General features: G+C 42.5%; 7 protein-coding genes. 5 read left to right on the top strand and 2 right to left on the bottom strand.

What is annotated here, in order from left to right; genetic code table 11:
- The 5 genes from KEM09_RS19330 to KEM09_RS19310 all read left to right on the top strand — a co-directional run bounded on the left by KEM09_RS19330 (position 1) and on the right by KEM09_RS19310 (position 8,665).
- Positions 1-555: an RNA polymerase sigma-70 factor gene (locus KEM09_RS19330; RefSeq protein ID WP_212230885.1), complete on the top strand. Its 555-nt coding sequence runs from the start codon at positions 1-3 to the stop codon at positions 553-555.
- Between the two features lie 136 nt (positions 556-691).
- Positions 692-1,861: a FecR family protein gene (locus KEM09_RS19325; protein ID WP_212230882.1), complete on the top strand. Its 1,170-nt coding sequence runs from the start codon at positions 692-694 to the stop codon at positions 1,859-1,861.
- Positions 1,862-2,030: 169 nt separating this feature from the next.
- Positions 2,031-5,573 (top strand): SusC/RagA family TonB-linked outer membrane protein, encoded by a 3,543-nt coding sequence (locus tag KEM09_RS19320; RefSeq protein ID WP_212230879.1) that lies wholly within the window; start codon positions 2,031-2,033, stop codon positions 5,571-5,573.
- Between the two features lie 38 nt (positions 5,574-5,611).
- A complete protein-coding gene (locus KEM09_RS19315; RefSeq protein WP_212230875.1) occupies positions 5,612-7,126 on the top strand; it encodes a RagB/SusD family nutrient uptake outer membrane protein in 1,515 nt (504 codons plus the stop codon).
- A gap of 207 nt (positions 7,127-7,333) precedes the next feature.
- Positions 7,334-8,665 carry a TlpA family protein disulfide reductase gene (locus KEM09_RS19310; protein WP_212230873.1) on the top strand — a complete coding sequence of 444 codons (1,332 nt, stop codon included), beginning with the start codon at positions 7,334-7,336 and terminating at the stop codon, positions 8,663-8,665.
- Positions 8,666-8,889: 224 nt separating this feature from the next.
- Here the strand turns inward: KEM09_RS19310 and KEM09_RS19305 are convergent, their stop codons facing one another.
- Complete coding sequence (locus KEM09_RS19305; RefSeq protein ID WP_212230870.1) at positions 8,890-9,243, bottom strand: hypothetical protein; 354 nt, start codon at positions 9,241-9,243, stop codon at positions 8,890-8,892.
- A gap of 143 nt (positions 9,244-9,386) precedes the next feature.
- Entirely contained in the window at positions 9,387-11,075 is a 1,689-nt protein-coding gene (ftcD, locus tag KEM09_RS19300) for a glutamate formimidoyltransferase (RefSeq protein WP_212230867.1), read from the bottom strand.
- Between the last annotated feature and the right edge of the window lie 137 nt (positions 11,076-11,212).

The raw sequence follows: 11,212 nt of genomic DNA, 5'->3' as shown, positions 1-11,212 counted from the left end.
ATGCGAATAGAAGACAGGATAATCTTTAATGAAATAAAGAAAGGGAATAAAGAAGTTTACAGGTCTTTATTTGATGAGTACTATGAAAAACTTGTAGCATTTGCCAAAAGCTATTTGTTTGATCAGTATGAAAGTGAGGATCTTGTTCAGGATTTGTTTGTCTACATGTGGGAGCATGCAACAAAAGTGAATATTACAACCTCGATAAAAGCCTATTTTTATCAATCTATACGCAACCGGTGCATCAATCACCTAAAGGCTCTCAAAGTGAAGGATAAAAACCATCTGCTATATATGGATGGAGTATTGCAGGCAGATGATGATTTGCAGCATTTCGATCCAAAAATCCTTACAGATATTATGCTTTCTATTGATGAGTTGCCCGAGCAGATGGGAAAAGTATTCAGAATGAAAACTGTTGATGGCCTGTCACGTGATCAAATTGCTGAAAAGCTTGATATATCAGTTAATACAGTGAAAACGCAATTGCAACGTGCCCGGCAAAAGCTGAAAGAAAAATTACTACATCGCACAGGGCTTCTATTTCTTCTCTAATATCTGTTAACCATCATTTTATTAACTAGAGCAGGTGCTAATGACATAGTATAAAATTGAGGATAAAAAACTATGAATTTTTTGTCACCCTTTGTATATCGACATTGTCTTGTATATAAATGAGTAAAACTATATCATGTTAAAGCAAATAGAAGGTGTTGATATTGAGTTGATTCGTAAGAGAGTGCTCTCCAAGCTTACTCCTGAAGAAGAGGAACGTTTTCAGAGATGGTTGACGAAAAAGGCTAACAGAGATTATTATGAGAAGGCTCAATATTATTATACAAAAGGGCGTGTGAGAAATGCCAGTGAAATCGATACTAAGCACGTTTGGAGCAGACTGACACATCGATTGCCGCCTCAGCGCAGTCGCCTTTTGAAACACCCGGTAATGGTAGCAGCCTCGATAGCTGCAGTTATAGCCGTAACCGCCCTTTTATTAATATTGCTTGAACAACCGGCCGATAATGTAAAGCTGGCCAAGCAAATCACAAGCATTGTTCCGGGTCACCGCAGCGCAGAACTGATTTTAAGTAATGGGCAAAAGGTACGACTAGGCAACGAGAAGCAAGAAGTTGTTGAAGAAAACGGAATAGTGATTAACCTGGGTGATGAAGAGGTCATTTATAACTCAGATGAAGACATATCGGGGTATGACTTAAAGAACACAATACGTGTTGGCCGTGGAGAAGAGTTCAGTTTAATATTAGCTGATGGCACTAAAGTGTGGATAAATTCACTGAGTGAATTGTGTTTTCCTGTCAATTTTAATGAGTCTGTCAGGGAAGTTGAAATACTGAGCGGCGAAGCCTGCTTTGATGTAGCACACGATCAACAGCGCCCATTTATTGTTAAAACACCTGGGCACAATATCAAAGTTCTGGGAACCACTTTTAATGTAAGTTGCTATCAGAATGAAAATGTTATTGAAACCACTCTTATTGAGGGATTGATTGAAATAAACAATCAGCAAGGAGCTTCGGTACCAGTTATTGTCAGGCCCGATCAACAATATGTTTTCTCAAAATACACGCTTGATTCAAATGTACAAAGGGTTAACGGAGCGAATTATATTGCGTGGACTCATGGTGTGTTCCTTTTCGAAGATGAGTCTTTGGAGAGTATCTTCAAAACCCTCGAACGCTGGTACAACATTAATGTGTTTTTCGAAACTAATGAGAAACGTGCACAAATATTCAGCGGACGCTTGCCGCGATTTGAAAATGTGGATGTGATATTAAATATGATAGAGAAAGTAAGTGATGTCGAATTTAACCTGCAGGATAACACGGTGATAATAAAGTAAAAGTTGTTTTGATCGACCATAAACAGGAAGAGTGGAAAAACTGGTTCTTTTCCCACTCTTCGTTTAAGGGAGATCCCTTTAATTATTCAATAATCAATACAAAATTATGAAAAAAATGTCAGAATGGGTCTTCGACTTTGCGCGAAGTCGAAGGCGTACTTTGTTTTTTATGAAGAATTTAATTCTATTGTTATTCGTCCTTAACCTGAATGTTTCGGCCTCTGTATTGAGTCAGGAACGCGTAACACTCAACCTGAAGAATGTTACTTTAAAGGAATGTTTAAAAGCTATTGAACAGCAAACAAACCTGGGATTCCTATACAACGGAAGAGAGCTAGGGAAGATAGAGGGCATCTCTGTTAATGCCTTTAATGAACAGGTGGATGAGGTTCTGGAACCGTTATTGACGGCTCAGGGCTATGCTTTTTCCATTGAAAATGGCGTTATTCTGATTCGTAAGGCGGCTGTTATAGAAGCCCTGGAAACAGAATCAGCCGCTCAGGAACAAAAAGTAAAGCTAAGAGGTGTCATTAAAGATGAAGAGGGGACGCCCATCCCTTTTGCTGCCATCAGTATCAAAGGAACCACATTGGGTGGTGTTACTGATATAAACGGGCAATTTGAGCTGGAAGTTGAACTACAAGATGAGATGGTATTGGTGATTTCTTGTTTGTCATATAAAGATGTAGAGATGGCTGTAGGCGAAAACAGATACTTCGAGGTGATGCTGGAACAAGAGATGCAAGGCCTCGATGAGGTGGTTGTAACCGGTTATCAAACCCTATCTAAGGAAAGGGCTACGGGAGCTTTTGATAAGGTAGATAAAGAGCAGATTGACAAGCCGGCATCCAATATTTCGGAGCGTTTAGTGGGAACCTTAGCAGGTGTGCAAACAACCGTGGATGCCAATGGTAACGTATCTATGGAGGTTAGGGGTAAAACCAGCTTCAGCGGATATGGCGATCAGCCTTTGGTGGTGGTTGATGGTTTCCCGATACAGGGAGGTTTATCGAGTATCAACCCGAACGATGTGGAGAGTGTTACACTCCTGAAGGATGCGGCAGCATCATCTATTTGGGGAGCCAAGTCGGCTAATGGTGTAATCGTTGTAACCACCAAGAAAGCAGCTAAGGGTAAAGCAAAGGTGGAATTTTCTTCTTTCTGGAAAATAGCTCCTAAGCTGGATTTGGATTACGTAAATCCTTTGGCAACCAGTGCCGAGGTAATTGAATACGAGAAGCGTGGCTTTGAAACTGATTTATTTGGCGGACCATTTCCGGCCCCTTCTTTCACCTTATCAAATGTTGATACACCTTATTCATTAGGGTATATTACACTTAATGATTATCGTTTAGGGCGTATTTCCGAGTCGGAGATGAACGCACGTCTGAATCAACTATCACAGCTGAATAATAAAGATCAGATAAAAGATCACCTTCTGCAGAATCCTTTTACGCAGCAGTACAACTTAAGTGTGTCGGGAGCCAGCGAACGTATGTCTAATGTATTGACTTTAATGTATGAAGGCGACAAGGACTATTTTAAAGAAAATGATGGTGAGAAATTCATGGTTAACTACCGCAATCAGATAAAGGTGACCAAATGGCTAGATTTTGATTTCGGTGCCATGATTCAGTTATCTAACCGTACCAATAATGGAGTGAGCCTAAGTGATATTCGAAGATTAGCTCCGTACGATATGCTGAAAAATGAAGATGGTTCGTTGACCGATATGAATCACTTACACTACTATCAGCCTGTGGTGAATGAGTTGCTGGATAAGGAAGCCTTCCCTTATGCCGACTGGTCGTATAACCCCATTGATGAGATTCAGCACCGCAACCTTACTAATCGTCGCTTAAATGTGCGCTTGCAGGGAGGTTTAGGAGTTAAAATATTACCAGGCCTGAAGCTGGACAGTAAATTCATGTATGAGCAGTTTACATCAAGTAACAAGCGCTACTATGCCGAGGAGTCGTTTACCATGCGAAGCCTGATCAACGAAACCTCAGAATGGAACCGAACAACCGGTGAAGTGACGCAAAATGTGCCGTCAGGTGGTGCCTTGCAGCAGAGCTCGTCAATGGTGCGCAACTACAATTTCCGAAATCAGTTAAGTTTTAACCGCACATTTAATGATAAGCATGCGATTAATGTGATTGCCGGTACCGAAATAACCGACCGGATTACCGAGTCAAAGTATGATGCGGATATTGTTGGCTACGACGATGATAAACTTACCGTTGGTCGTTTGTTAAACGATTATAATACGGCCAAAATGTGGAATGGCTGGCCGCTGTCATTTGCCCGTTATTTTCACCCCATAAGCCTGTATAGTATGCCATCATTTGGCTATGGTACCGATCGCTATTTTTCACTGTATTCAAATATGGCCTATACCTATAACGATAAATACACCATTTCGGGTAGTATCAGAACAGATGCTTCTAACCTTATTACCGATGATCCATCGTACCGTTATTCCCCATTCTGGTCCACTGGTATTGGCTGGCAGGTGCATAAAGAAGAATTCCTGAAAAATGTAGATTGGTTAGACCGCTTAAACCTGAGGGCAACCTATGGTTTTAATGGAAATGTAGATCGTTCAACGTCATTTAAACCCTTAATCAGCATGCCAGGTACGCCGGATCCGGTTACCAACGATATTAAAGCCAACGTGTCCAGCTTTGGTAACCCAACCTTACGTTGGGAGCGTACCCGTACCATTGATGTTGGTGTAGATTTTGCCATGCTAAAAGGTAAACTGCATGGTACAGTGGATGTATATAATAAGCGCAGTGAAGATCTGATTGTAACCCAGTCAATCCCATCAGTTCATGGAACTAAAAGTGCGAGGTTTAATAATGGAACCATGCTTAACAGGGGTATTGAGGTGATATTGGGAAGTCGTTTACCCATCGTTGGCAGAGACATTGTCTGGAATGGAAACCTGAATGTATCGTATAACAAGAATGAAATAAAATACCTGTATAAAACCAACTATGAGTTTTACGATATGACAGGTAACAGTAACCCAACCGTGAAGTATGTAGAGGGGCACAATGTAAATACGCTTTGGGCTCTGCGTTATGCCGGACTAACAAATGTAGGTACAGAAACAGATCCGGAGATGACACCAGCTTTCCATGGTGCTGATGGTGATAAATACACCTTCCGTGCATGGCCTCCTGGAGTAGATGCACGCGAGTATATGTCTGATGAAGGAACAACAGTGGCACCCTACACCTTGGGCTTCCAGAACTCGTTTAAAGTATATGATTTTGACGTGTCATTTATTATCACTGGTAAGTTTGGGCATGTGTATCGCCGCCATTCATTCAATTATCCGGCAATGTCACAAATGAATACATTGGTTAATAACAAATATTCGGAAGTAGTGAACGGTGATCCGAATCAGATTGTACCGATCCCTGAGAATGAGAGAAAATACTATTTCTGGGGACGCTTCTATCCATTCCTTGACTACCTGACGGCTGATGCATCACACATCCGCTTCCAGGAAGTTAATGTCAGCTATAACGTACCAAAGCGCATCGTTAATAAACTTGGATTTGAGCGCATCAGGGTTTATAGCCAGGTGAATAACCTGGGAACAATCTTGTTTAATGACTTTGATGAGGATCCTGAATACCCGATGGGCACCATGAAACCTCAGCCTATGTACACCTTTGGATTTAATTTCTCATTGTAAAACTAAATCCGGTTAATTATCAATTAAAATCTATTAAAATGAAAAAATATAGTAGCTTACTTTTAGTTTCAATAGCTCTGCTGTTGGCTGGCTGTAACGACTTTCTCGATAAGGAACCTAATAAATCATCCAATGTAGTGCCTGGTAAGGCCGAGCACTTCGATGCTTTACTCAATAGTTACCGTAGTTTTGCATCTGAGGCTAATCGTGATGTGATACATGGCAGTGATGACTATGGTTTGTATACAGAATTGTTTGACAATAAAGATATATACGGTGTTAATATAGTGCAGTTTGCCACCTGGGATGTGGAATACCTGCCCGATTATGAGCGTCCTTATTGGCCACATGAATGGGAGAAAATATTTGTGGCCAATATGATTATATCTAACCTCGATAAAATGGAAGGGACCAAAGAAGAGATTAGCCATTTAGAAGCAGAAGCCCATTTTGTAAGGGCTTACAGCTACTACCAATTGGTTAATACCTACTGTTTGCCATACAGCCAGGGAAATATGCAGGAGATGGGATTGCCCATAAAGGAGACGACCAGCTTTGAAGAGTCGGCTGAAAGGGCATCGCTCGAAGAAACCTGGGCGCTGATATTGAGTGATCTGGAGAAAGCACTTCAGCTGAAGCACGATTTAAAATTTGATGATGATAAATACCGTATCTGGCGGGCCAGTACACCGGCTGTCAATGCATTTGCTGCACGCGTGTATTTGTGCATGCACGACTATGAAAATGCGAAAAAATATGCAGAAGCGGCTTTGGCCAACCACGGCGTATTGGTCGATTACAATACCGAAATGAGCTATTCCAGTTTTGTTGAGGAGGTGACAGTGGGCGATGAGAATATTCAAATCGTCTATCCTATTACTTTTGATGGAGGCATGTATTCGCAGAATAGTATGGCTTGGAAAGAACTATATTATTACCGCTATCTGTATAATTCAAGCGAGTACTTTGTGCCTTCTAAGGATCTGTTGGCTTTATATGACCAAACGCACGATTTACGTTATAGGTATCATGTTGTAGAAGACTATTCGTATACGCGTGGCATGGTTGATCCACCGCTTAGCTATCCGTCATATGTTTTTTGTGAAAATGGCTATGTGCCAAGCGGACCAACTGTGGCTGAGATGCTACTGGTTAAGGCAGAGGCACAGGTGCGACAAGGCGAGTGGGAGCAGGGGCTGGCCACTGCCAACCAGCTGCGCGCCAAACGCATTAGTAGCGATGCGCCTGCCAATGTGATTAATCTGTCGGCAGCTAACAAAAATGAAGCATTGCAGCATATCATCGATGAGCGTCGCCGCGAAATGCCATTTACTCAGCGCCTGTTTGATGTACGCCGTTACAACAACAACGACGATGCCAGTGATGATGTGGTGATGACACGCGAGTTTTATCCTTACAACTTATCTGCCATACATGGTAAGGAAGCGCCGGTTATCTATACTTTGGATAAGCAGTCGAGAAAATTTGCACGACCAATCACTACCTATGACATAACGGTTTCAGAAGGAGTCATCAAACAAAATACTTACTAACCTTGACCATCAAACCATTCCGGATTCTGCCTTAATGCTTTCTCTGGAATGGTTTACTCAAGAGTGGATTTGACTATGGCTCACAGGGTTCTTTTTAAGTATCCTGTTAGCTATAGTCATGCACTTCAGTATGCAATAAACAGTCGCACGGATTATCAACTCTCCATGGTCTTCAAGCTTTAATAAATGAACATAACTAAGTAAATAATGAAACAAATAATATCTACAATAGCCTTATTGCTGATGATATGCACTGCATGTGCCACCAAGCAGTCAGCCGAAGTACATTTAACCGGAAAACTAATCAACTTTCCATCGGTTGCTATTATGCGAGTGGGAACACCCGAAGGATACATATTACGCGAGTCGCTTGAAATAAAAACAGATGAGAATGGCTGTTTTGATCTAAAAATACAGCTCGACAATCCTGCCTATTATCGCTTGGGACGCAATACCTTGTATTTATCTCCCGGTGATGTGCTATCTATGGAAGTGAATTTGAATGATCCAAATGCAGCTGTGTTCAATGGCACTGGGGCCGAGGCTAATATGTATTTGCGTGCCAAACCATTTCCTAAAGGTGGCTCATATATTCCAAATGTCAATTTAAACACTCATCCTAATTTCGATGAGGTGATTGAGCGCCTCGCCAATACGGTTGAGGAAGAGCAAAAACGATTGGATAAGCTCACAAGGGTTAGCAAACAGTTTAAAATGCTTGAGAGTGGTCGAATTCAATTTGATGCTGCCAATACCTTATTGTCTTATCCAATCTATGCCGGTTGGATGAAGAAACTGAATGATGAAGAATCAAAGAGCTTCAAGGATAGTGCCGACACCTATTTTAAACCACATGTTGATGCTTATTTAAAGGAGAGCAACAATGCCGAGTATCTTAACATTGATACCTATCGGGATATTAGTGGCGTGGTAGTAGGACTTTTTAAAGCTGACCAGCTGAATCCGGACTTAAGTGATTTTATCGAAACGTCTGACCTATGCTATGGTTTGGCTTCGTTAGGACCTGTTAAGCAGGTGTTGGAACAACGTAAAGAGACGGAGGCAAAACTAAAAACCGCGCACTACAAGCAAGTAGTCAAAACGGCGTTTAGTAAATACGAAACACTGCAGCCCGGTAATGTGGCTTCTGATTTAACCATTAATACCATCGATGGGCAACAGGCTAAGCTATCGGATTTTAGAGGGCAGATGGTGGTACTTGATATATGGGCCACCTGGTGCGGACCTTGCAAAAACGAAGCGCCTTACTTTGAGGAACTAGCTCGCAAGTACAAAGATAAACCCATCCATTTTTTGTCAATCAGTATAGATTCCAATAGAAAAGCCTGGAAGGACTATTTGGAGCAGCATGAGAAGCAGTCGATGCAGTTTGTGTGTAATCGCAGTGAGTTTAAAGACTATGAGCTATTTGGTGTACCTCGGTTTATAATCCTGGATAAGGAAGGCCGGTTTATTGATGCCTTTGCACCTGCTCCGTCAAATCCTGCATTTGAAGCACTGATTAAATCAAACAGTTAAGAAACTTTCCAACTGGCAGACGTTTTGACCCTACTCATAACACACTTTTAAGCGTCTGCTGGTTTTTCCTTCATATTCATGGACAACAGGAGGGCTGTCAAACGTGACAGCCTTTTTTTGCAATAGAGCCAATTACTTGCAATTGTTTCTATTGGATACTAGAGGCAAGAAAAAACGGCCACTAATATAATTAGCAGCCGTTAGCTTTTTGTTTTATTGTAAGATTACAATAACTCTTTCGAGCTGATGGCCTCATCTATGGCCACAGTAACGTACTTATGGCTCTTAAAAAATTTCTTGTCAGAAGCCAGTTTGATAGTGGCTACCAGCTGACCATCTTTCTGTTCTTTAATCGATGTGATTTCAACTTTTTCGCCAACCAGCGCCTGGTAATCAGCAACTCCCCCTTTTTTAACAATGAAATTGTTTTTAGGGAAGTTAATGTGTTCGTAGTGGTTATTTTCTACTTCACCAATGGTGAAAACATCACCCACATTAACTTTTGAATCTGAACTCTGGGCGAAAGTAACACTCGTAAATAAGCTCACACAAAGAGCTATTAAAAATAAATGTCTCATGCTGATTTGTTTTTAAATAGTTAATTGTTGATTTTTTCCTTATTACCTATCGTGTTATGTTCCGTCTGTTCACCTGAGTTATAAACGACTACCGCAAAGGTAGCCGTTTTTTTATGTCCTGTAAATAGTAATCAGCTTTCAGCTTAAATTTTACCATTCACAATCTCCAGAATCTCTTTTTCTTCCTGAATAGCTTTGTCTTCAATAGCTTTACCTTCGGCCAGGATGCCTTCAACAAAGGCTTTGTCGTCCAGTCCGGCAGCATTGATTTTCACATTCAGGAAGGCACCCATTACAGCTGTGCGTGCACATAAAGCACCAACACCAGCGTCGGTTACCGAGTTAGGGTTACCCACCTCAGCCATGGCACGAATCACTTCAAAACCTTTGAAAGCCACTTTCATCACGCGGAAAGGCACTTCAATGGCATATTTAGTAGCATCGTCGATGGCTTGCTTACGGGCCGCCTTTTCAGCATCCGTTGATTTTGGCAGACCAAAGGCATCCATAATGCGGTTGAAGGCATTGGTATCTTCATCCACCAGGCTCAACAACTCTTTCTCCACAGCCATGCCTTTCTCAGCCCAGTCGCTGAATTCTTCCCAACGCTCGTCCCAGCCACGCTTATGCGCCGACAGGTTAGCCACCATGGTACCCAGGGCAGCACCTAATGAGCCCACATAAGCCGAGATAGAACCACCACCGGGAGCCGGTGACTCAGAAGCTGTCTCATCGGCAAACTCAGTCAGGTTCATGTCAATCAGCTGCTTCTTGTCCTCTTTCAGGATGTACTCAATAATTTTCTTATCCGGATCGAATGGATACAACTCATCCAGACCCATTGATTTAACCGCAATCTTGATGATCTCACGCTCAGGAATACCTGTTGAACGCTCTTGCTTGCGCAGGAAGTATTTACCGGCATCCAGCATGGCCTGCAATGGCACCACGCCTACCATTTCTGAACCGGTTACGCGAATACCACGGGCATTGGCACGCTCATAAACGGCCTCGTAGGCCTTGTGCAACGAAGTAACAGTGATGTCGGTCAGGTTCATGGAGATCTGCGCCACACCATACTCTTCAATGTACCAGCCAATACCTTTTACCGACTTCAGCATACCTGGTACATTCACCGGATTGCCGTTTTCGTCTTTCACGATTTTGCCGGTAACAGGATTGCCCTCACGCTTCACACGGCCACGCTCGCGCACATCAAAAGCAATGGCGTTGGCACGACGCGTTGAAGTGGTGTTTAGGTTCACATTGTAGGCAATCAGGAAGTTACGGGCACCAACAGCTGTTACACCTGATTTAGCCACGCTCTCATTCCACTCAGCAGGACCATAATCCGGTTTCCACTCGGCCGAACCAATGCGCTTAGGGATGGCTTCGTATTCACCTTCGCGACAAGTAGCCAGGTTCTTACGCTTATCTTCTTTAGCGGCAAACTCGTAGCAATAGATAGGAATGTTCAGCTCCGTACCAATGCGCTCGGCCAGTTTGTGTGCATACTGCACGGTTTCTTCCATGGTGATGTTGGCAACAGGCACCAGCGGACACACATCAGTAGCACCAAAGCGTGGGTGTGCGCCCTTGTGGTGACGCATGTCAATCAGCTCCTGGGCTTTCTTCACGGCCTGGAAAGCTGCCTCACATACCTCGTCGGGTGTACCCACAATTGTCACTACCGTGCGGTTAGTGGCTTTGCCCGGGTCCACATCAATCAGCTTAACGCCGTCTACCTTCTTTATCTCATCGGTAATCTTATCGATGATGGTCATATCGCATCCCTCACTGAAATTAGGAACGCATTCGATTAGTTGTTGCATGTTATTTAGTTTTTGTCGATTTAATATTTAGTGCGTAGTGCTTTGTGCACCGTGCTTGTTTATTCTTAATAAGTCCGAAGCTCGAAGCCCGAAGTCCGGAATTGTCTTTTATCTTGCTTCTTATGTCTTTCGTCTTT

Origin of the sequence: Carboxylicivirga mesophila (assembly GCF_018271975.1) — a bacterium.
In the GTDB taxonomy this organism is placed as follows: Bacteria; Bacteroidota; Bacteroidia; order Bacteroidales; family Marinilabiliaceae; genus Carboxylicivirga; species Carboxylicivirga mesophila.
This window is presented reverse-complemented; position numbering and strand designations above follow the sequence as displayed.